Below are 23,132 nucleotides of genomic sequence, written 5' to 3' on the forward strand. Positions count from 1 at the left end.
GAACTATAATTAAGAATGTAAAAATTTATTTAGTAGGAGTACTTCAATGACAAAAAAACTTGAGAATAGCTTACTAATGATGTGGGTCGTTGCGCTTGTTGCGACACTTGGATCATTATACTTTTCAGAAGTGCGTGGGTACGAGCCATGTGAGTTGTGTTGGTATCAACGTATTCTAATGTACCCGCTCGTAATTATTACAACAGTTGCATACATTCAAAAAAATGCGCGTATCGCTGTACTAACCGCAGTATTTGCCTGCATCGGCGGTAGTATTTCTCTTTATCATTATGGTATTCAAAAGCTCGACTTTTTATCCGAATCAGCCCCAGCATGTGGACGTGTTCCATGTACAGGAATGTATATTAACTGGGCGGGCTTTATTACGATTCCATTTTTAGCGCTTACTGCATTTATCTTGATTGCTGCTATTAGCTTTTACATGTTAAAGGTATTAAAGGAGGAAAAATAAGTTGAAGAAGCTTGCTATATTTGGAGGCATTATCGTTGTTTTATTTGCTGTTATTATCGTTTTGACAAATATGTCAAATGAAGATAAATTAGCTGATAATCCTTACGGCACAAAAGATTTAAAGCAATCTACAATTGATTTATTAACAGATGAAAATTATCAAAACATTATTTTACCTGAGCCTTTACAAGAAAAAATTGATTCAGGCGAGCCGGTATTAGCCTATTTATTCAGTCCGGAATGCTCTCATTGTAAAAACTTGACACCAAAATTAATGCCAATTGCTGAAAAACTTGATTTACAAATCGATCAATTGAACGTACTTGAGTTTGATCAGGCTTGGACAACTTATAGTTTGGAAGCAACACCCACATTAATTTATTTTGATAAGGGCGAAGAAGTAAATCGTTTAGTTGGCGATGCACCAGAGGAAACAATTCATCAATTTTTCAATGAAGTTGTATTAAAAAAATAAGTAATAGGGAATCGTGTTCTAATACGAGCACGATTTTTTTTTGGAGGAAAATAGATGTTTCAATATGAAATTGTACAAGATGGCTTAACGGTCGAGGATTTACTACGCAACAAATGGCGTTTAGGAAAGAAAATTGTGCACGAGCTGCGCATGGCAAAGGCAGTCACAGTAAACGGCGAGCCTGTATTATGGAAAGACCCTTTGGCAAAGGGGACAAAGCTACAATTTTCATTCGAAGTACCGGCTTCAAGCTACAAGCCAACTAATGCTTGCACAGTTGAGATTAAATACGAAGACGAGCATTGCTTAATCGTTTCTAAACCAAAAGGCATGTCCACGCATCCAAATGACGAATGGGACAGCAATACGTGCATGAATCATGTGATGGCCTATATTCAAGCAAACGGTGGGCATTACGCGGAGCATGTACACCGTTTAGATCAAGGAACTAAAGGCTTACTCCTTGTAGCGAAGCACCCGATTGCAAAATCAATTTTTGACCGTATGATCGAAGAAAAAACGATTATTCGTACTTATGCAGCTGAAGTTCAAGGAAATCTACGTACGGACAGCGGTACAGTGAACGCAGCTATTGGGAAAGACCGTCACCACTCTACACGCCGCGTTGTGTCACCCACTGGACAACACGCCGTAACTCATTATGAAGTTGTTAACCGCTATAAAGGAACTTGTGTCGTGCATTTAGTGCTTGAAACAGGCCGTACACACCAAATCCGTGTACACATGGCATATTTAGGTCACCCAATTGTTGGCGATACGATGTATGATGCGCGTGAAACAGCTAGCGGCGATTACGAGCTACACGCAATTCAATTAGAATTTAACCACCCGTTTTTAAATGAAACGACTGTTGTAAAAGATATTTAAGAAAGTGCTGTCTCGCTCCAATGTAAGATAAGGTCTTTTATTACGTATTTTTTCAAAATAATTACTAAAATAGCCCCGTTAAGCAAATACTGCTAACGGGGCTTGTTCGTTTTATTCGTTAAAACCTTTATCCGGATCTGTGCCTGTACGGTGGAAGGTGTTTAGAGCAGTAATGGCTGCTACTTCATCTACCGCTAAGCCAAAGTTAAATACAGCTAAATTTTCTGCAATACGTTCTGGTGTGACAGATTTCGGAATCGCAATATTTCCAATTTCTAGCTACCAGCGTAACACCTACTGCTTCATCATACGAAATACGCCGTAACCGATGCGTGGCATTTCTACACCATTTGCAAGTGTAATTGTTTTAGAAATTGTCATATTGTCAAACTCCCTTTTAACTGTTTAACCACTAGTATACTAACTATTCCAAAAAAATTCGATATCCGAATTAAAAATCAAAGTGGAAGTTGTCGGGATTTGCACCGATACGTTCGTTGCGATTTAATTCATTTATTTGCTGCATCTCTAAACCACTTAATTCGAAGTCAAAAATAGTGATATTTTCTTCGATACGCTTCGGTGTGACAGATTTTGGTATGATAATAATATCATTTTGTAAATGCCAACGAAGTGCAATTTGTGCTGGTGATTTACCATGTACGTGTCCAATTGCCGATAAGGTTGGATCTGCCAGTACATTACCTCTTCCTAGTGGTGACCATGCTGTAACCGCAATATTATGCTCGGTACAGAAGGCACGTAAAGACTCTTGAGATAAGTACGGATGCAGTTCTACTTGGTTTACCATTGGTGCTGTATTTGCTTTAGATAAAATAGATTGAAGATGGTGTTCATGATGATTTGATACACCTGTTACGCGAATTAGCTTTTCATCATATAAACGTTCAATCGCACGGTATGTATCTTCAAATTTTTCTACTACCGGCCAGTGTGTTAAATATAAATCGATATAATCCATGTTTAGTTTCTTTAAAGACGTCTCGAAAGCCCGCAATGTATTGTCATAACCTTGATCACTATTCCAAACTTTAGTTGTCACAAAAATATCTTCACGTGCTACGCCAGAGTGACGAATCGCTTCGCCAACTTCAACTTCATTATCATATAGAGATGCAGTATCAATCGCACGGTAGCCTACCTCAATCGCCTTTGTAATCGCGAAGATAGCTTCCTCGCGCTCCGTCATTTTGTAAACACCTAGCCCTACAAGTGGCATTTCTACGCCGTTTGCTAAAGTTCTTGTGAATTGTAAATTCATCGTAGTCACTCCTTGAGTTTGAATATTTTAATTATACGCGTAATTTAAACTTCTTTATATATCAAAAAAAACGCCTGATATAGTTGCAAAAGGGATTTGAAACGAATATTATATAAAACGTTCTTAAAAACGTTCGTGTTTTAGAAAGAGGGAATTTTTATGTTTCGTTTGAAAGAAAACAATACAACAGTAAAAACTGAAATGCTAGCTGGGCTGACAACATTTTTAACAATGGCTTATATTATTGTTGTGAACCCGATAATTTTATCAGACGCTGGTGTACCTATAGATCAAGTATTCATGGCGACAATTATTTCCGCTGTTATTGGGACAGCTTGGATGGCACTGTGCGCAAACTACCCAATCGCCGTTGCACCGGGAATGGGATTGAATGCGTATTTCACGTATACAGTTGTCCTGGCATCAAATGGGCAAATTGATTATGTAACCGCGTTTTCAGCCGTATTTGTTGCTGGGATTATTTTTGTTATTTTAAGTTTAACTCCGTTCCGTGAAAAGCTTATTACTGCTATTCCAGAAAATTTAAAGCTAGCGATTACAGCTGGTATTGGACTTTTCATTGCCTTTATCGGACTTCGTATGTCTGGTTTAGTTGTAGCAAATGATTCAAACCTAGTTGGTCTTGGGGATTTAACCTCAGCTCCAGTATTATTGACGTTATTTGGACTTGCTGTAACGGTTGTACTAATGGCTCGCAATGCAAAGGGCGCACTATTTATAGGTATGATCGCGACGTCAATTATCGGAATTTTGACAGGTCAGTTGCACATCGAAAAAATCATTGCAATGCCACATTTACCTGAAGGCATTTTAGTTTGGAATCCAATCGAAGCATTTAGCAATGTCATTGAATTTGGACTGTACGGTGTTGTGTTCTCGTTCATTTTAGTTACGTTATTTGATACGACAGGAACGATGATCGGTGTTGCCAAACAGGCCGGTTTAATGAAGAACAATAAATTACCGCGTGCACGTCATGCTCTACTCGCTGACTCGGTTGCAACTACAGTTGGTTCGATGTTCGGGACTAGTCCAACAACAGCTTATTTAGAGTCTGGCGCAGGTGTTGCTGCTGGTGGGCGTACAGGTCTTACTTCGTTAACAGTAGCTGGTTTATTTATTGTCGCATCATTTTTCGGTCCGCTTGTCGCATCTCTATCTAATGTTTCAGCGATTACATCTCCTGCACTAATTATTGTAGGGAGTTTAATGATTGGTGCTGTGAAACATATTGAGTGGGATAAATTTGAGGAAGCATTTCCAGCATTTTTAGTTGTGTTAACGATGCCACTTACATCAAGTATTTCAACAGGTATTGCTCTGGGCTTTATTTCTTATCCTTTATTGAAAATCGTTAAAGGACAAGCCCGCGAAATTCATCCGCTAATGTATGTGTTTGGAGTACTCTTTATTATTCAGCTGGTATTCATGCCACATTAATTAGAAATGCGAGTTGAGCGTAACTATGCTCAAACTCGCATTTTTTTGTTCCTGCTTTGCTTCACTTTCCTCGTCAAAAATAAATTTTACAAATTATTGAAAAGTTAGTTCGCAAATGTTTCTTAAATCTCGTATAATTCATTTAACAGAATATTCTTAAACTATCACGATAATTAAAGTTGGCTACATCACTTTGTCACGGGTTCTATTTTCACATTAGAGGAGCTGGTTGTTATGATGGATACACCTTTATTGTTAACAGGTTTTTTGAACCGAGCAGAACGTTATTTCCCCGAAAAGCTCATCATATCTAGAACGAGCGCAACGAAAACGCATCGTATTCCTTATAAAGATTATGTAAAACGTACACGCCGATTAGCAGATGCATTAACAAAGCTTGGAATGACACGTGGGACGAAGGTTGCTTCTTTTGCTTGGAACCACCACCGTCACTTAGAAGCTTATTTTGCGGTTCCTTGTAGTGGTGCTATTCTTCATATGGTTAATATTCGTCTCGCACCGGAGCATATTATTTATGTTATTAATCATGCTGAGGACGAAATTTTACTTATCGACGGAGATTTATTCCCACTCGTTGAAAAAGCTCTTCCATATTTAAAATCGATAAAGCATATTATTGTCATGCATGATGGGTTTGAAGTCCCTGAATCGAGCTTTGCCAATGTCTATTCCTATGAGCAACTACTGGCTGAAGCATCGGAGGATTTTGTATTCCCGGATGATTTAGATGAAAATACGCCTGCTGGAATGTGCTATACAAGTGCGACAACAGGCATGCCAAAAGGTGTTGTCTATACACATCGTAGTTTAGTACTGCATAGCTTAACGCTCGGCCTAAAGGATACACTTGGACTGAGTGAGGCAGATGTGATTATGCCAGTTGTACCAATGTTCCACGTAAATGCATGGGGTATGCCGTTTGCTGCAGTGAACTTTGGAATGACACAAGTAATGCCAGGTCCTATGTTTACCCCTAGTCTGCTACTCGATCTCATTGAACAGGAAAAAGTAACTATAACGGCTGGTGTACCAACAATTTGGCTGGGTGTCCTTGCCGAGCAGGAGTCCAACCCGCGTGAACTTTCATCATTACGTTCAGTTGTATGTGGGGGCTCTGCTTCACCAAAAGGATTAATCCGTGCCTTTGAAGAAAAGCTTGGGATACCATTTATTGTCGGCTATGGGATGACTGAGACTTCACCAATCGTGAGTCTATCAAACTTCACTACTTGGATGGAAGATTGGGATTATGAGGACAAGCTAGAACTTCGTGCAACACAAGGCTTAACCGTACCACTAATTGAAACAGACGTTGTCAATGAAAATGGTTCAGTTCCTTGGGACGGACAAACAATGGGTGAACTCCGTATTCGTGGGCCATGGATTGCAAAAGAATATTATAAAGATGAGCGTACAGCGGAAGCTTTCCAAGATGGTTGGCTTTACACTGGCGATATCGCAGTTCTGACAAAAGAAGGCTACATTAAAATTACAGACCGTACAAAGGATTTAATTAAATCTGGTGGGGAGTGGATTTCCTCTGTAGATTTAGAAAATGGCCTCATGACGCATCCCGCAGTATTTGAAGCTGCGGTTATTGCGATGCCACATCCGAAATGGCAGGAACGTCCACTTGCTTGTGTCGTTTTAAAAGCAGGGGCAACTGCAACGAAGGATGAACTCATTGCCTCATTAGAAGCCGATTTTGCGAAATGGTGGCTACCAGATGATGTTGTATTTTTAAACGAAATTCCTAAAACATCGGTAGGAAAATTTTTAAAGGCCAAATTACGTGAAGAATTAAAGGATTATCAAGTAAGCACGCCTAATTAACTGAAAGACACATCTCCCCCAACATGAGGGAGAAATAATATTCTATCATGTGGTTACGAAAGCTTCTCTTTTTTAACCACATAACAAAAGCCGTAATCGCCAACAAATCGATTACGGCTTTTCTTTATTGCATAGTATTTCTACTTTAGATGACGATCAAAGAATGTGACCATCGCATTGTAAAACTCGATTCGGTTTTCTTCGTTGGCAAATCCATGACCTTCATTTTCTTTTAGCATATATTCCACATCAACACCTCTTGCTCTTAAGGCTTCAACAATCTGATCAGATTCTGTTTTGTTGACACGTGGATCATTTACACCTTGTGCGACAAAAAGAGGTGTCTTAATTTTATCGACATGGAAAACTGGTGATACAGCCGTTAGTAGCTCTTTATCTTTTTCTGGATGTCCGACTCTCTCATAGAACATATTGAGCGAAGATTCCCAGTATGGTGGGATCGTTTCTAATAAAGTAAAGATATTCGAAACGCCAACATAATCAACAGCCGCTGCATATAAATCTGGTGTAAACGTAATACCAGCTAATGTTGCGTAGCCACCAAACGATGCCCCGTAAATACCGATTCGTTCAGGATCCGCAATTCCTTGATCAATTGCCCACTGAACACCATCTGTAATATCATCCTGGATTTTTAATCCCCATTGCTTATTTCCTGCCTCAAGGAATTCCTTACCATAGCCAGTTGAAGATCTGAAATTAACTTGTAGTACGGCATAGCCACGATTAGCAAGTAGCTGAACTTCTGGGTTGAATCCCCACATATCGCGTGCCCATGGTCCCCCATGTGGAACCACAATTAAAGGTAAATTTTTTGATGTTTTATTATTCGGAACAGTTAAGTACCCATTAATTGTAAGGCCATCACGACTTTTGTAAGAAATCGAATTCATATCAGCCAATTTATTTGGATCTAACCAAGAACTTAACTCCGCTAATTCAGTCATTGTATCTGTTTCTGAATCATAATAATAATACTTTCCGAAAACTTTATCGCTCGAAATACTAACTATAAACTTCGTCATTTCTTTATTGTAATCGTTAATGCCAAATTCACTTTCACTTACACCTAGCTTGTCTTTGATTTTATTAAAGATCTTCTCAAATTCTTTATCTAAAAATACATAATGAGCTTTATCAGTTACATATGCCCCAAAGAGTAATCTATCTTTACTAGAGCTGTATAGAGCACCTGATATATCAACATTCGGATTGGATAAAATAACTTCTTCATTAGCTTTTAAATCAAATTTAACAAGTTCCACTTTATCGCGATTTTTATTAGATAACGCATAAATGGATTGGTTATCTTTTGAGAAGGCAATTGGAGATACTGTATCTCCTGCTTCCAACATAATAAATGGCTTAAATGCTTCATCTTCTGAATCTCGGTATAAAATGGTACCCACTACCCCATCAGATTCGATTGCCATTCTAATTTGTCCATTACTATCGGCAAGCCAGCCTTGAATATTCCCAGGATTTTTAGCGACAAGCGTTGTTTCACCCGTCTTCACATTCAACTTATAAACATCAAAAGCTGTTGAATCTTCTTTATTCATCATGATTAAGATTTCATTTTCTACACCTTGTAGATAGTCAATCGGATATGCTACAACGTTAGGATATGGCGTTAAATCTTTCTCCTTCCCCCCTTTAAAAGAAGAAGAATAAATATGGTAATTTTCATCCCCACCATTATCTTTTAAGTATAGTATATTATCATCTTTCCAAAAGAATCCTGCAATATCTCGATCTTTAGAGCTTGTCACTCTCACAGGTTCATTGTCACTATTCATCTCTTTAACAAAAACATTTGAACGGCTTTCCCATGATGAAGCGTATGAAATATAATTCCCATCAGGAGAAAGTTGGTAACCAAAGTTTCCAGGGTTTTTCATAAAATCTTCTACTGAGATTTCTTGAACCCCTTTGTCATTAATGGCTTTATTTTTAACGTCCTTATAATTATTAAAAATTAATTCCAAATCTTTAGGAGTTATTCTTTTATCTTTAGAAATGTCTTTAAAAAGACCAAGATTATTAGCGGATTTCTTGTAATCTGCTAAACTTTTTTCTGCTTTTTCAACTCCGAGAGCTCTAATTAAAACTCGTGCAATTTCTTCTTGGGTAATATTCGCTTTGAGATTTTTCAATTCTCCTTTATTTACCCAATTATCGACTACTTCAGCTCTCATTACTTCTGAGCCATGCTGGTATGTTAGAGCTGTTACTGCATGTTCGAGAAAAGCTTCTACTGTAACTCGTACATTTTGATTAATAGCTGCTAAATCAACCTCTTTGTTCGCTGGCGTAGATGTGTTATTAGCAAAAGTTGAAAGCGGTAGAGATACAAAGAGACCTAGCACTAAAATAGATGATAACAATCTTTTTAACATACTTATACATCTCCTTCCTTTTTTTACAATATTAAGGATAACATACAGAGGTGATAAACGGTTTATATTATCAAAAAAATTCAGTTTTTTAAGGTCTCTCTAAAGGGAAATTAGGAAGCCTCAACAACAAAAAGAAAGAGCCACAAATGAGGAAATCCCTAATTTGTGGCTCTTTTTCATTAATTTTTGTCTTTGTCATCGAATTGCCGCGGATCTGGAATGCGGTCATCCTCTACTAGTTGTTGATCATCTCTCATATTTTCCATTTGCTTTCCGAGGAGTTTTACTTCTTCCATTGAATTGGCCATATTCCCATTTACAATCTTTCTTGATTCATCGTCCATCACAATACCTCCTTTTCAGCTATTATTCCCTTTTTGGATTTTTTAGATCATTTACCTCATAATTTTGTATAGGCAACTGATTTCAGATAAGCTATACTTGGAAGTGAGTTTTATTAAACATGAGGAGGGTACTTCCATGAAATTAATTTTAATTCTTGGTGTTTGTGTCTCTTTCTTAACTGCAATCTTCACTGCTGGTTATGAAGGCAAACCTGTCTCTAAAGAAAGCTAATTTTCGTTAGCTTTTTAGAAAGACGCATCTCGTCCGAAAATATGGAGAGATGATGTCCTTTATGATGTGGTTAAGAAAATTATACTTTCTAACCACTAAACGAAAGACAACCGTGAGATTTCACAGTTGTCTTTTTTTGTTTGACTTTTTACCATTCAGCATTTATATTAGTTACATATAGTAAGTTAATTATTAAAAATAAACATCTGTTAAAGGGGATTATTTAACATGACTACACCTTTTCATAAAAAACCAAATATGTACACTTCACATGTTCAATTAAAAGTTTCCGATTTAACACGTTCCCTTGAATACTACACAACAATTATTGGCTTTGAAGTGCTCAAGCAAACTGAAGATACAGCTTATTTAACATTTGATGGTAAAAATAGTCTTTTATCATTAGTAGAAGTAGCAAATGTACAACCATTACGTGGTGGTTACACTGGTCTTTACCACTTTGCATTACTTCTTCCCTCTCGCAAGGATTTAGGCAACATCGTTCAGCATTTCGTTGAATTAAATGTACGTGTCGGCGCATCAGATCATGATGTCAGTGAAGCACTTTATTTAAATGATCCGGATGGTAACGGCATTGAAATTTACGTTGACCGTGACGCATCAGAATGGACTTGGAATAGCGAAGGTTATGTACACATGACTACAGAGCATTTAAACTTTCAACCAATCCTAGCTGAAGCAGATGGTAAATGGGGCGGATTACCAATAGGCACGGTAATGGGACATATCCATTTATCAATTTCTGATATTGCCGCTACAGAAAAATTTTATACTGCGGTATTAGATTATGAAGTTGTCACTCGCTACGGCGCACAAGCTTTATTCATCTCTACAGGTAAATACCATCACCACCTTGGCTTAAACACTTGGCATAGTGGTGGCGGTGTACCAGCTCCTGCCAATACAGTAGGGTTAAAATCGTATACAGTCGTTTTAGAGGATGCTGCATATGCTGAAAAAGTGAAAGCTAACTTACAAACAGCTGGCTATACAGTTGAACACTTTGAAGAAGCACCCGCTTATGGTGGTACTCAATTATTCTCAGTTGTTGACCCAAATGGCATCCGCATTGTCTTTACAGCAGAGGGCGAATAGTCTAGTTGAAGAAAGGTATTCAAAATTAATTTTTTGAATACCTTTTTATATTTGTGTGAAACTTTTTGGAAATATTAACGTATACATTATTATCAAATAGTTGGAGGGATTAGGATGTCTCTATTTAACAAAATTTTAGCAAGTGTCGGTATTGGCGCAGCTACAGTGGATACAAAATTACAAAAGTCTACATACACTGCTGGCGATACAGTAAGTGGTATCGTAGAAATTATTGGTGGCAACACAGAACAGCAAATTGATGCCATTTACTTAACACTTTATACGAATTATATTAAGGAAGTAAATGACACAAAGGTAACTGAGCAAGCGGCTATTTCAAAAATTCAAGTGAATGAAACACTTACCATCAAAGCAAATGAAAAACGTGAAATTCCATTTTCCTTTACATTACCATTTGATGTCCCAGTTACAGCCGGTCAATCACGTGTTTGGATTCATACAGGGCTCGATATTAAAAATGCGATTGATCCAAACGATAAGGATTTTATCGACATTCAGCCAACACCGCTAGCTAATAGTGTGTTAAGTGCCGTACAAAACCTTGGTTTCCGTTTACGTAAAGTGGATTGCGAAATAGCGCCTGCTTATTTACGTCGCCAAACACCGATTGTACAAGAATTTGAATTTTCACCAACAAACCAAACGTTTCGCCGTCGTTTAGACGAGCTTGAACTTATCTTTGTCTCGCAAACAGCTAATTCAGCTGAAATTTTAATGCAAATAGACCGTCGTGCTCGTGGTCTTGGTAGTTTTCTATCAGAAGCACTTGATATGGATGAAAGTCACGTGCGTTTATCCCTTCATGCTAACGATAATATTCCATCAAAAATTGCAGAAGCAATTGAGCGTTATATGTAATAGATAAATCGCCCAAATGAAAGAGGCATCTCCCACAAATATTGCGGAGATGCCTTTTCATTATTTTAATCCAGGGTAATTCTGTTGTCTCAACACTTCATAAATTACGATTGCTGCGGTATTCGATAAATTCAATGAACGGATATGGTCACTTTGCGGAATGCGTAAACACATATCTTTTCGTTCATATGCAAAATCCTTAGGTAAGCCCGTTGTTTCACGGCCGAACACGAAATAAATATCACGTGTTGTGTCACTAAAATCATGTGTTGTGTAAGGCTCATCGCTATACGTTTCGATTAAATACACATCCCCACCTTCAGCATAGGCGATGAAATCTTCTAATGAATCGTGATACACCACATTCACATGCTCCCAGTAATCAAGACCCGCACGCTTTAGCATTTTATCGTCCGTTGAAAAGCCAAGTGGACGAATTAAATGAAGTGATGTATTTGTTCCTGCGCAAGTACGTGCAATATTTCCCGTATTCGCAGGGATTTCTGGTTGGTATAAAACAATATGATTTGGCAAAACAATGACCCTTCTCTCTTAAATAGTTAACAGCGCAAGCCCTTTATCAATTTCAGCAAGCACTTCCGTGTCCTGCTCGCGCGCCTTTGCATCAAGCAGTACTTCCTCAACACCCACACCGCCAATTTTCCCAAGTGCCCACGCAGCCGTCCCACGAATTACCGGACGTTCATCACGCTGCAAAAGCTCAATTAATTCTGGCACAGCTGTGACTTCCTTAAAATGTGCAAGTGCTAAAATGGCATTTCGCTGTATCGGTTTCTTGCCGCGCCATGATCCGGAAACATGGCCAAATTTCGCTTTGAATTCTTTATTTGAAATTTTGAGTAATGGCTGTAATAGCGGCTTCGCCAACTCTGGATCAGGCTTGAATTCATCATGAATCCAATTTAGCTTCCCTTTATTTTTCGGACACACGGTTTGGCACGTATCACAGCCGTACAAGCGGTTGCCAATTTTCCCACGAAACTCTTCCGGCAAAAAGCCCTTTGTTTGTGTTAGAAAGGCAATGCAACGCTGTGAATTCAGTTGACCCGGTCCAACAATGGCACCCGTCGGACAAACATCAATACAAAGTGTACAATCCCCACATTCATCCTCCATCGGGGTATCCGGTGCAAATGGGATGTTCGTCATTAGCTCGCCTAAATACACATACGATCCGAACTCGGGCGTAATAATCGAGCAGTTTTTGCCGCTCCAGCCAATACCTGCACGTTCAGCAACAGCACGGTCGACAAGCTCTCCCGTATCAACCATTGACTTCATGTTCACACCCGGTACGCGCTCCGTTAGCCAAGCTTCCAGTAACTGCAGACGTTCACGAACGGCGGTATGATAATCCACACCCCAGGACGCACGGCAAAAAATACCGCGACGCTCGCCCTTCTTTCCTTGTGGCGCATCCTGCATGCGCGACGGATAGGCAATTGCAATCGCTACTATGCTTTCCGCATCTTTAAGTAAGCGAAGCGGCTCTGTTCGCAGCTCAACATCAGACTCCTCAAAGCCAGACTGGAAACCGAGCTCCTGCTGGCGGCGCAAACGATTTTTCAGCTCATGAAACGGGGCAGCTATTGTGAAGCCAATTTTATCTACGCCTATGGACTTTGCATATTCAATTAAATCGGCCTGTAGCTGTTGGACATTCATGTCACTCTCTCCTTACAAATGGTACAATACTAAGAAAAGTGCTGGAGCGCTCCAAACCTGAGTCATCGAAACGACCTCGGAGGTGTGGCGTTTAAGCCTAGACATTTCTTAAGTGATTATACTTTTCCAAAATAAAAACAGTAGGTGATCTATATGAACATTTCATTAAATGCTTCACTTTCTATGGTAAACGACCAACTTAAAATCGGCATTATCCATTATACCAAAATTGTTGTCTCACAATCTCCTCAAATGATTAAAGGCCGTACACAGCTATATCAGGAAAACTTATTCCTGGAAATGCAGGAGCAACCTGTAACTGAACGCCTAGGCATTCAAGAGTGGCGTAAAGTATGGAAAGCATTCGGCGCTGATCCAAATCGTTATCGTCATTCTGCAGAAAGTTTAATGCGCCGCATCGCCAAGCAGAACTATTTAACACCGTTTCATTCAGCTGTTGATTTAAATAATTTCTTTTCACTGCAATATGAAATTCCAATTGGCATTTATGATATGGCTAAGCTGAAGGGGGATATTAACATTGCGTTAGGTGACAAGATAACTGGGTACGAGGGTTTAAACGGCCGCTATAATTCATTAGAAAATATTCTTTATACAGAAGACGCTGAGGGTCCCTTTGGCAGTCCGTTCGTTGATTCTGCACGTACAGCTGTAACCGAGGAAACAACGGAGGCACTACATATTTTCTATTTACGTCCTTCACTTTCTGAAGGTGAATGCTCGGAACTTTTGGAATCATCCGGTAAAATGTTTACGCAAGTTAGTGGCGGCGATTTTACATTCGCACTTCTTACAACTTCAAATCCGACCATCACTTTAAGTTGAGCATCACTTTAGTAAAAACAATACAAAGAGGGAGAATCGCTTCTCCCTCTTCTCAAAATTATTGTACTCCCGGTAATATACGAAGTACCTTCTCATTGGCATCTAAAATAGCATCAACGCCAAGTGGAATACCGATATTTGGTTCACAGTGACCGATTTTAAAGCCGGCTACAGCCGGTTTATTAAACGGTCTAATATAATCAGCAATTAGACTTACAACATCTTCCTCCGTTTCACCATTACCAAGCTTCGTAAAGCTACCAATGATAAAGCCTGCCGCCTGCTCTAGTTTTCGTGCTAATCGTAGTTGATTGAGCATGCTATCGATACGTTCAATGGATTCACCCACATCCTCCATTAATAACAGCTTGCCACGCACATCAATTTCAAACTTCGTCCCGAGTGTCCCGGTAAAACGGTTTAAATTTCCACCCGTTATCTCGCCGCGCGCAACACCTTCATGAATCGTTTGAAGCGGTGCAATCATTTCACTATACTGAATTTCCATTGGGTTAAAGAGCTGCTGGTACATCTTTTTTGATAGTTCATCTAAAGGCGCATCACCACCCGAAAGCATTGGCCCATGGAACGTAACTAAGTCTGAGAATTCATTGACCGCTGTATGTAAGTATGTCACATCTGAAAAGCCCCAAATAATTTTTGGATTTTCCTCTAATAAGGCATAATCAATTTGATCTGCAATACGTCCAAGCCCGTAGCCACCACGCACACAAAAGATTCCCTTCACCTCTGAATCACGAACCATTTCATGTAAATCGGCTACGCGTTCGGCATCCGTACCTGCTAGATAGCCATCAAACGGTGCAATCGTATTTCCTAATTTATAACGTAAGCCGAGCTCCTGGAAAATTTTAAGTCTGTCGCCGAGCTGTTCCATATTAACTGGGCTACTTAGTGCCACAACACCCACTGTATCCCCTTGTTGTATTCGATTTGGACGGATCTTCATAGCTAATCGCCCTCCTTCTATTAGTGTTGATATTGTATCATACAGCTTTTCTCGAATGTGCATTGCAAAACAAAACTTTATACCCCTATAATTAATTAAACATTCAAATAATAAAGGAGTTAGTCATATGAAATTCCCTCCGCAGCTTCTGCTCATACTCGCCACGATCTTATGGGGTGGAAACTTTGTTATTGGACGTGCTGTTGCTGGCGATATTCCGCCAATAACACTCGCGTTCCTGCGCTGGTGCACAGCATTTATTGTCTTTTTACCAATTGTTTATAGACGCACGAAAAAAGAATGGTCAATGCTTAAAGCTCACTGGCCAATTGTAGTTATTTTAGCGTTAACAGGGGTGGCTTGCTTTAATACTCTCGTTTACATCGGCGTGCACTATACAACATCCATTAATGCGTCACTAATGAATTCATCCACGCCAATTATTATTTACATACTATCGTTCATTTTCTTGAAAGAACATTTAACAAAGTTCCAACTTCTTGGCACAGGACTATCTTTACTAGGGGTATTATTCATTATTTCAGGTGGCTCTATTGAAAGTATTGTTGCCTTTACATTTAATAAGGGGGATTTGGTCGTTTTAATGGCAGTGTTTTGTTGGAGCGTTTATTCCCTTCTTATTAAACAGTTTGCAGGACGTCTACCAGGCTATTCAACATTCCTTGTCACGATAGCAATTGGAGCAATTATGCTAGTACCATTTACCGTTTATGAGCTGTTGAAAACAACAACGACGATTTACTGGTCGTTTTCTACGATTAGCGCCATTTTATATGTTGGCATTATCGCATCAATTGTCGCCTTTCTTAGTTGGAATAGCGGGGTTGTATCACTCGGAGCAAATAAAGCGAGTATTTATCTAAATTTCATTCCTCTATTTGCATCTATTTTTGCTGTCATCTTCCTTGGAGAAGACGTTTTGCCAGCACAAATTATTGGTGGCCTAGCTATTGTAGGCGGCGTATTACTAACGAATAAAAAATAAGAGGCGCGCATTGTGCACACCTCTTATTTTAATGGTTACGAAATTATACCTTTCTTAACCAAATAATAAAGAACATCATCTTGTCCTATTCTTGGGAGAATTGTGTGTTTCTAATGTCCGTAAAAATAACTGTTACATCGGAATGCATATGGAGTGCACTTGCTGGGAAATCCTCTGAAATATCACCACTTCGTAATCGGTCATATGCTTCCTGCTTAGATGCACCTGAGATTAATACTACAATTTTTTTTGCTTGTACTATCGTTTGAATGCCCATTGTAATCGCATGCGTTGGCACATCTTTTGGTTGCTCAAAATAAATTTGATTTGCCTCGCGTGTTGACGATGTAAGTTCCACAATATGTGTTGTCGATGTGAATGATGTACTAGGCTCATTAAAGCCAATATGACCGTTGACACCGATTCCTAATAGTTGTAAGTCAATTCCTCCTGCTTCCTGTATAAGCGCCTCATACGCCTCAGCAGAAGCGTTTAAATCGGTTACATTGCCATTTGGAATATTAATATTATTACTCTGCATATTTACATGTTGAAAAAGCTGTTCATCCATATAGTAATGGTAGCTTCCTTTATTAGTAACTGGAACACCAACATATTCATCTAAATTAAATGTGACTGCCTGTTCAAACGTTATTTTACCGTCATTGTAGTTGCGAACAAGCTCCTCATATAATCCTTCTGGTGTCCCGCCTGTTGCTAATCCTAATACTGAAGCTGGTTTTTCTTGTAGCTGCTGAATAAACAACTCAGCACCTAACCTGCTCATGTCATTATAACTTTTTGCCTCAATCCATTTAAACGAATTCATCTGAAAACCACCTTCACATCAATACTTTCACTACTAATTATTATATAGTATACCTAAATTTAAAGTGGTGGAAGTAATAATAATTTTTCATCCGTAAAAAAATTTCGCCATGTAAATGTGACCACTGAAATAGTAGATTTGTCACGAAAAACGTGATACAAATTTACGTTTCTATCGGATAACTCTCAATGATAACAAGATTTATACTAGATAAAACCGAATTTCTTCACTTTTCAAGTGCCCTCCAGTAAATGACTGTATTCGTAAATTATTATTTGAAATGCTGAATGCTTTATTGTAAGTTTACGGCATTGATGCTTAAATCTTATAGATATTATTAAATTCATAGCTTGTTACTACTTGATGTTATACTAGTTTATTTACTTCAAGTGTAATAGCTGCTAAATGCTGAAAGGTTTAGATGATTGCTATAGATGTAAGTTTTGATAAAAAAAAGAGCTTTAGCTGATTTAGCTAAAGCTCTTTCTATTGAGACACTAATTCTGATACCGGTAACCAGGGTCGAACTGGTACTCCCGAGGGAACGCGATTTTGAGTCGCGCATCGAGACGTAACCATGCCCGTAATGCAACCGTTCTAATATAGCGCACATTATACGTTTTCACACGCAAACGACCGTTTTTCTTTGTACTTAGTGTACGATATAGGTGACGGAAAGTAAAGATGAAACTATGCTAATTTTACGATTACTTCTATTACGATACGTTGCTCATTATTTGATTTTTGAATTGTTGTAGCCGGAATAATTAACGAACAACCCTTGTCTACATGCGGTGTTTCTCCTTGTTTTAGCCGTTTAATTACAATGGGTATAACATCTCGCGGTTTCTTTCCACTCTTTATTTCACTTAATAACCATTCCATTTGAATCTTATCATTCCCTTTGTAAAACGCACCAATCGAGTCTTTCGGAGCGAACTCCGGTACTACATTACGAATATCCCTTGCATAATTACGAATTGTAGCTTCTTCTATATCGTATTTTTTAGATAAATCTCCTGTTCGCATTAGATACCTCCATTGATTTAATTATCAACGTTAATTGAACGTCCCTTATAAGAATATCCGTAATTATTCGTCATTAAACGTCATTCAGATAAACTCACACGCACAACTACCCTACTTTGCGAATGTCAATGCGTTAGAATTGTATCTGACAGTACGCTAACCCTGCGAATTTTAAAATTATTGCGCTAATTTTTACCCTTGAGATACGAAAATAATATTCGCGGTTGCCGATTGTCAGACGGACGGATATTCGGACGGTGGCGTTGGGGTCAGCGAATCGCAGGCGAAAAGAAAACGACCGATGTTAGTCGATCGCCATTGCCTCGTATTCTTTTACGAGTTTATAGAACGTTGTTTTCGTTAAGTTAAGTTTATTGAACGTTTCAACCGCCGTTTGTTCGCCTGTTTTCCATCTTCCATACTCGCCTACAAATGCCGTACGTTCCGTTGGCTCTAGTGTATCAAATGACTTTCGCGGGCGTCCTAGATGTTGGCCGCGCTTTTGTGCTGCGTCTATACCTTCACGTTGTCTCTTACGAATACGTTCGCGTTCATCTTCTGCAATCCACGATAACACTTGCAATACGAGGTCAGCTACGAACGTCCCGACGCTGTCTTTATGCTTCGTTGTATCTAGTAATGGCATATCGAGAACTACTATGTCAGCGTCAATTAGCTTCGTTATATCCTTCCATTCGTCTAGTATCTCGTCCTTATTACGCCCTAGTCGGTCTAATGAATGGACGTACAGAATATCGCCTTTACGGAGTACCCGCTTCATAATCTGATACTGTTCGCGATTGAAGTCCTTACCGCTCGCCTTATCCACGTATAAGTCACGCTCACTCACGCCTGCTTCTGTCAATTTGTCTACCTGGCGAGCCTCATTCTGCTCCTTCGTTGATACACGCGCGTAACCGATTTTACGATATTCCATATTAACGCCCCATTCCGTGTTAGTTGTTACGTTAACTATATCGCAAGCGTTCGTAAAGGTCAAAACAAAACGTTGAACGTTCCTAAATTAAATTAACACCATTAAGAACGCTAAGAACGTTGTTAAATAACACCGTTCGAAATGTTCGCAAACGTGTACGATTACGAACGCTCATTCACGACTCTAAACGGCGTTAAATCGCATGGATATGTCAAATATAGCGTCACATGAACCCTGGAGATATACGAGACCCGTCTCCGCCAGCCCCGCCCACCCGCTGATTTCGTGATTATTCGTGACCATGCGGACATAAAAAAAGACGGACACTCCCGAAGGAATGCCCGTTAGTTTTGCGTTATTTAGTTCCCGCCACGTAGGCGCTCGATCTCTGCTTTAATACGGTCAACATCGTGTGCGTCCGTTTCCTTCGGCGTTGATACAACCTCACGCTTATCGACTAGTTTTCCGATTAGCTTGTAGTACAATTCTAGCGCCTTAATGCTCGCCATGCCGTTATTTGATGTACCGTTTACCAGGCGCATCAATTGAGCGTCGGCAGCTGCGCGAGCGCTATCTAATTTCGTATCACTAACCGCCGCAAGGTACTGAACAAAGTCTGAATTTTGGCGCCAGTGATATAGCGTACTCGTATCAATCCCGACTTGCTCCGCAATTTCCGCATAGGTCGCTTTCTCGCCTTTTGGTGCGTATTCTTTCTCGAGTAAAAGTTCGCCTGCTCGTAATTGACCTGGCGTTAACTTCGCCTTTAAGGCGTCTAGTGTAGGTTTGTTTGTCATCGTTAGTTACCTCCGATAAATTCGTTGTAGTAGGGTTCGTACGGTTTATTGACCGCCCCGATAATGAAAAAAGCGCTAGTATACGGATTGCCTGCCGCTACTTGCCCGATTGCCTGCTTTAAGCTATGCGCGATCATAAAGTTAGTGGTCGCTAAGACTGTCTCATGACACTGGCTGACGGAATCAAACGCCTCAATCCATTCGCGAATCTTTGGTGATTCCTCAATGTGGTACGGCTTACCGGTCTGCGCGAGAATGTCAGCATATGCCAATAAGAAGGCGCGGGCCTCGCTGAAATGGCGCTCATATACTTCTAATGCCTCGTAATCACATGAAGGCGGTGCTGGCTCGTAATCATCACCGAGCAATCCGTCTAGATGACGTAATTCCGCCCTTAGTTGTTTATTCGTTCTAAATTCCACACGCTTTCCCTCCAATATAAAAGGGCAAACGCAAATAGCGCCTGCCTCTCGTTTAATTTAATCGCCATAGAATTTAACAACGTCCAGGATATAGAACATCATCGCTTCTTCCATCTCTATGCAGATAACGCGATCACCTTCGCGCAGCTCGTCTTGATACTCGACTTCAACGTTAACCATTTCAAACTCGTTTTGTACGTCGGACATTTCCACTCGCGTAATATCATGCGTATGTGGTCCCATTCCTGCAGGTGTCATCGTCTCATTGACGTTAGAGCTGGCAAAGCGAATATTCGTCGGAAATTCTCCGCCAAAGTATTCATCTGTGCATTTACGCATTGTCATTACACGTTTATGGCGTGTTAGATTGCGTGGCACATAAAAGAAATCTTTATCGAGTGTACGTCCGTCTTTATCAAGTGTAATTTCAAAATCGGGGAAGCCTTTTTTGACTGTTCCGACTAATAAATCGAGCGGCTTACTATACCCAACACGGCGAATAAGCTCGAGTAACTTTGATCCGCCATCGCCTTCAATTGGCAAACCTCTCATTGGATTAGATATATTGCATACCTCCTGTCGATAATAAAACGTATAATTCGTCTGCTATTTTTTTAATATCCGTTTCCTCACGAACTTTAATAGCACCATTCATATTTAGAACAACACTACGAGGGCCGCCACTACCGCCATTTCCACTAGCTGACGTATTATTTACCGTCGAATAATTATTTGTAACGCCTGTTTGCGCTTGGCCATATGATAATCCGCCAACTACACTGTCATAATTATCGGCATCATGGCGGGTAAGAACTCGCTCTCCTACGTGCAGCTGGTAAAGCCCCTCGGTGCCGATACGCGTAGCGCCGTTATAGTGCGAGCCTTTTACGTCCGGCATTACTTTATTTACGAGGTTAATGGCGCCTGAACCTAGTTTGCTGACAATGTCCGGAATCTTGACGTTTTTAACTGCGCCGATAAAATCGCTCACTTTTTCCGCAGCATATTGAATGTAACCTCCGATTGTTTGGAATACCGCTCCCACCTTATCAAGTACCGGCATTACATATTCGAGCGCTCCCACTAATCCCGACGATATATAATCAACAAACGGCATTAGAATTGTGTCCCACATTAGCTTGATGATTTGCCCGAGTACACCGATTCCTGCACCAAAAAGCGATAGGATAGGTCCTGCAATTGACCACATAACGCTAAGGAGCTTAGTTGTAAACATGAATGACGGTGCGATTACGTTATTAAAAATAATCCCTACTACGTCGCCTAGAATTTGTATAGCGTTCCATAATAGCGAAAGAACCGGTCCTGCAATTGACCACAAAGTCGTTAGGATCGTTGTTATCGTGCTTACCGTACTAGTAAATCCGGCACTTAGCATCGCAAAAGTAGGCTGTAACTCTACGACTTTATTAGCAATGTAGTCCTTCACCGTACTAAACGTAGTTTTAATTTTATCCGCAAGACCTAGCGCTAACCCTACTGCACCCTGGTCGCGGTCCAATATTCCGGTAAATAGTCCGCCCGACATCGCTTGCTTAAACGTAGTGATGAAATCGCCTACTTTACCGATTGTGCTAGTAATCTTTCCTGCTACGGATAGTGCTGCGGCTACTGCGTCCTTGTCACGGTCTAAAATGCCGGTAAACACTCCGCTCGTTAACTTCTCATTTAACGTCTTAAAGAAGTCTTGTAGCGGTTGTGTCGCTTGATTTACTGCATTAAGTCCGCCACCGATTGCGCTAAAGAGTGATTTAGCGACTCCTACGGTTCCTGCGACCGTCCCACGGAATCCATCGCTATTTTCGTATAGATACTTGAAGCCTGCTCCTACCGCTAAAATACCGCCGGCCAGTAACCCGATAGGGCTTACTAAAAATCCGAGGGTTGCGGTGATTAATCCGAATCCTTTTGTTGCTGCAACGATACCTGCAACGGTAGCTGCGAACATGCCGATCGGTTTAAGGATTGATAAAATCGTTTCTCGCATGTTCCATACTTTTTTAGTAAAGTCGATTACCGTTTTTAGTCCAGTACCTACTGCATCGCCGACTGACTTCGCTAATTTACTCGTATCTAACTTACCTAGCGCATCATTTAGATTGAATAAGACGTCACCGAGTACGGTGTTTGGCTCTGCACCCAACTGGCGCATAAATGTTGCTACACGCTCATTTAGCGAGTTCCATTGCCCTAGCGAAGTTTTACCCATCTGATTCACTACATCGTTGGTAATGTTCATCTTAGCGAGCATACTGTCTAACTCGTTAAGCTGTTTATCGAACGATAACCCTTTAATTTGGTGTAAAAATTTCTTTGGAATGTTGAATCGTTCTGCCATCGAAACTATATCAGAACTCGCTAACTCTTTAAGTGCAAAAACTGCTCCATCGACACCGGCCTCGGGTGACAATACGTTCAACTTCTCAATTGTTTTCCAACTCTGCTCCAACGTACCCAAGTCTTTGGTTAATGCCAGTAATCCTTTACTTCCACTAACCATGTCTGCGCTATTTAAAAGTGGGCTGTCTATAGAAATTTTGTCTATAACCCCCATATACGATTTGTATAGCGCATCGTCATCAATCATCGCTTTCAAAGTAACGCTTGCTTGTTCATACTTAGCTGCACCGCCAACGGTCGAAGAAAAGAGTTTCTGCGCGCCTTGTACTCCGAGATATGCTCCGGCCAGTCCCGTTAAAGTACCTCGTAAGCTTTGTAGCGCTGAATTTTGTGTATACGCACTAGCTGCCATGCGCGAGGATGCGGAACTATATCGATTTATCTGCGTAATGTTGTTTATAACTGCGCTACTATTGTTATTTACCGTGCTTGTATTACGATTAACAACGGTTGAGACATTATTTACGGTATTGTTATACGTTCGATATGCGTTATTCACGCGATTAACATTATTCGTAGTTTGACCCATTACATTTCCGTTGTTTCTAAGAGCCGTACCCATGCGCTGTGAAGCGGATGATACTTCTTTCATCGCTCTTTCTAACTTGTTAACTTCCTGCGTAATTTTGCGTATGGTTGCGCTCGCTCTATCTTGAACGCTAAATACTGCTTTTAAATCGTAAGCCATCGGCTCTCACCCTTTCTTATTTCAAATAAAAAAGCGCCTGCAATTAAGCAAGCGCCAAGTTTTGCCCATCGTTTTCCA

At 40.1% G+C, this 23,132-nt stretch carries 22 protein-coding genes; 9 read left to right on the top strand and 13 right to left on the bottom strand.

Annotation, left to right across the window (positions count from 1 at the left end):
• Positions 1-46 precede the first annotated feature (46 nt).
• Genes MHH87_RS15045 through MHH87_RS15055 form a run of 3 tightly spaced genes read left to right on the top strand, consistent with a single transcriptional unit; the run spans position 47 to position 1,835 of the window.
• Positions 47-472, top strand: a complete 426-nt coding sequence (locus MHH87_RS15045; RefSeq protein WP_340750061.1) for a disulfide oxidoreductase — start codon at positions 47-49, stop codon at positions 470-472.
• A 1-nt stretch (position 473) separates the two neighbouring features.
• On the top strand, positions 474-947 hold the full coding sequence (locus MHH87_RS15050; protein WP_340750062.1) for a thioredoxin family protein: 474 nt from the start codon (positions 474-476) through the stop codon (positions 945-947).
• Positions 948-1,001: 54 nt separating this feature from the next.
• Positions 1,002-1,835 carry an RluA family pseudouridine synthase gene (locus MHH87_RS15055; protein WP_340750063.1) on the top strand — a complete coding sequence of 278 codons (834 nt, stop codon included), beginning with the start codon at positions 1,002-1,004 and terminating at the stop codon, positions 1,833-1,835.
• 451 nt (positions 1,836-2,286) lie between these two features.
• Here MHH87_RS15055 and MHH87_RS15060 read toward each other — a convergent pair whose 3' ends face one another.
• A complete protein-coding gene (locus tag MHH87_RS15060; protein ID WP_340750064.1) occupies positions 2,287-3,117 on the bottom strand; it encodes an aldo/keto reductase in 831 nt (276 codons plus the stop codon).
• A 159-nt stretch (positions 3,118-3,276) separates the two neighbouring features.
• Between MHH87_RS15060 and MHH87_RS15065 the strand changes: the two genes are divergently transcribed.
• Positions 3,277-4,578 carry an NCS2 family permease gene (locus MHH87_RS15065; protein ID WP_340750065.1) on the top strand — a complete coding sequence of 434 codons (1,302 nt, stop codon included), beginning with the start codon at positions 3,277-3,279 and terminating at the stop codon, positions 4,576-4,578.
• Positions 4,579-4,812: 234 nt separating this feature from the next.
• On the top strand, positions 4,813-6,432 hold the full coding sequence (locus MHH87_RS15070; protein ID WP_340750066.1) for a long-chain fatty acid--CoA ligase: 1,620 nt from the start codon (positions 4,813-4,815) through the stop codon (positions 6,430-6,432).
• Positions 6,433-6,572: 140 nt separating this feature from the next.
• Here MHH87_RS15070 and MHH87_RS15075 read toward each other — a convergent pair whose 3' ends face one another.
• On the bottom strand, positions 6,573-8,852 hold the full coding sequence (locus MHH87_RS15075) for a S9 family peptidase (protein WP_340750067.1): 2,280 nt from the start codon (positions 8,850-8,852) through the stop codon (positions 6,573-6,575).
• Positions 8,853-9,031: 179 nt separating this feature from the next.
• On the bottom strand, positions 9,032-9,196 hold the full coding sequence (locus MHH87_RS15080; protein WP_340750068.1) for a multidrug ABC transporter ATPase: 165 nt from the start codon (positions 9,194-9,196) through the stop codon (positions 9,032-9,034).
• A 460-nt stretch (positions 9,197-9,656) separates the two neighbouring features.
• Between MHH87_RS15080 and MHH87_RS15085 the strand changes: the two genes are divergently transcribed.
• Entirely contained in the window at positions 9,657-10,544 is an 888-nt protein-coding gene (locus tag MHH87_RS15085; protein ID WP_340750069.1) for a VOC family protein, read from the top strand.
• A 114-nt stretch (positions 10,545-10,658) separates the two neighbouring features.
• On the top strand, positions 10,659-11,423 hold the full coding sequence (locus MHH87_RS15090) for a sporulation protein (protein ID WP_340750070.1): 765 nt from the start codon (positions 10,659-10,661) through the stop codon (positions 11,421-11,423).
• Between the two features lie 60 nt (positions 11,424-11,483).
• Here MHH87_RS15090 and trmL read toward each other — a convergent pair whose 3' ends face one another.
• Together trmL and queG are read right to left on the bottom strand one after the other, a co-directional pair.
• Entirely contained in the window at positions 11,484-11,957 is a 474-nt protein-coding gene (gene trmL / locus MHH87_RS15095) for a tRNA (uridine(34)/cytosine(34)/5-carboxymethylaminomethyluridine(34)-2'-O)-methyltransferase TrmL (RefSeq protein ID WP_340750071.1), read from the bottom strand.
• Between the two features lie 18 nt (positions 11,958-11,975).
• On the bottom strand, positions 11,976-13,109 hold the full coding sequence (queG, locus tag MHH87_RS15100) for a tRNA epoxyqueuosine(34) reductase QueG (protein ID WP_340750072.1): 1,134 nt from the start codon (positions 13,107-13,109) through the stop codon (positions 11,976-11,978).
• Positions 13,110-13,262: 153 nt separating this feature from the next.
• Here queG and MHH87_RS15105 point away from each other — a divergent pair, with 153 nt between their 5' ends.
• Positions 13,263-13,955, top strand: coding sequence for a B3/B4 domain-containing protein (locus MHH87_RS15105; protein WP_340750073.1), 693 nt, complete (start codon positions 13,263-13,265; stop codon positions 13,953-13,955).
• Positions 13,956-14,013: 58 nt separating this feature from the next.
• Here MHH87_RS15105 and MHH87_RS15110 read toward each other — a convergent pair whose 3' ends face one another.
• Positions 14,014-14,925 carry a S66 peptidase family protein gene (locus MHH87_RS15110; RefSeq protein WP_340750074.1) on the bottom strand — a complete coding sequence of 304 codons (912 nt, stop codon included), beginning with the start codon at positions 14,923-14,925 and terminating at the stop codon, positions 14,014-14,016.
• 127 nt (positions 14,926-15,052) lie between these two features.
• On the opposite strand from MHH87_RS15110, the gene MHH87_RS15115 reads away from it, so the two are divergent.
• Complete coding sequence (locus MHH87_RS15115; protein WP_340750075.1) at positions 15,053-15,931, top strand: DMT family transporter; 879 nt, start codon at positions 15,053-15,055, stop codon at positions 15,929-15,931.
• Between the two features lie 85 nt (positions 15,932-16,016).
• Here MHH87_RS15115 and nagB read toward each other — a convergent pair whose 3' ends face one another.
• The 7 genes from nagB to MHH87_RS15150 form a co-directional block, all read right to left on the bottom strand.
• A complete protein-coding gene (nagB, locus tag MHH87_RS15120) occupies positions 16,017-16,760 on the bottom strand; it encodes a glucosamine-6-phosphate deaminase (protein WP_340750076.1) in 744 nt (247 codons plus the stop codon).
• A gap of 690 nt (positions 16,761-17,450) precedes the next feature.
• Complete coding sequence (locus MHH87_RS15125) at positions 17,451-17,789, bottom strand: hypothetical protein (protein WP_340750077.1); 339 nt, start codon at positions 17,787-17,789, stop codon at positions 17,451-17,453.
• Positions 17,790-18,093: 304 nt separating this feature from the next.
• Positions 18,094-18,726, bottom strand: a complete 633-nt coding sequence (locus MHH87_RS15130) for a recombinase family protein (RefSeq protein ID WP_340750078.1) — start codon at positions 18,724-18,726, stop codon at positions 18,094-18,096.
• Between the two features lie 359 nt (positions 18,727-19,085).
• Positions 19,086-19,523 (bottom strand): phBC6A51 family helix-turn-helix protein, encoded by a 438-nt coding sequence (locus tag MHH87_RS15135; RefSeq protein WP_340750079.1) that lies wholly within the window; start codon positions 19,521-19,523, stop codon positions 19,086-19,088.
• 2 nt (positions 19,524-19,525) lie between these two features.
• The gene (locus MHH87_RS15140) at positions 19,526-19,945 is read right to left on the bottom strand and encodes a hypothetical protein (protein ID WP_340750080.1); all 420 of its coding nucleotides are present in this window, start codon (positions 19,943-19,945) and stop codon (positions 19,526-19,528) included.
• A gap of 57 nt (positions 19,946-20,002) precedes the next feature.
• The gene (locus tag MHH87_RS15145) at positions 20,003-20,488 is read right to left on the bottom strand and encodes a DUF2577 family protein (protein ID WP_340750081.1); all 486 of its coding nucleotides are present in this window, start codon (positions 20,486-20,488) and stop codon (positions 20,003-20,005) included.
• Between the two features lie 13 nt (positions 20,489-20,501).
• A complete protein-coding gene (locus tag MHH87_RS15150; protein ID WP_340750082.1) occupies positions 20,502-23,054 on the bottom strand; it encodes a phage tail protein in 2,553 nt (850 codons plus the stop codon).
• Positions 23,055-23,132 lie beyond the last annotated feature (78 nt).

The organism is Solibacillus sp. FSL H8-0538 (assembly GCF_038003525.1).
Taxonomy (GTDB): Bacteria; Bacillota; Bacilli; order Bacillales_A; family Planococcaceae; genus JBBOPI01.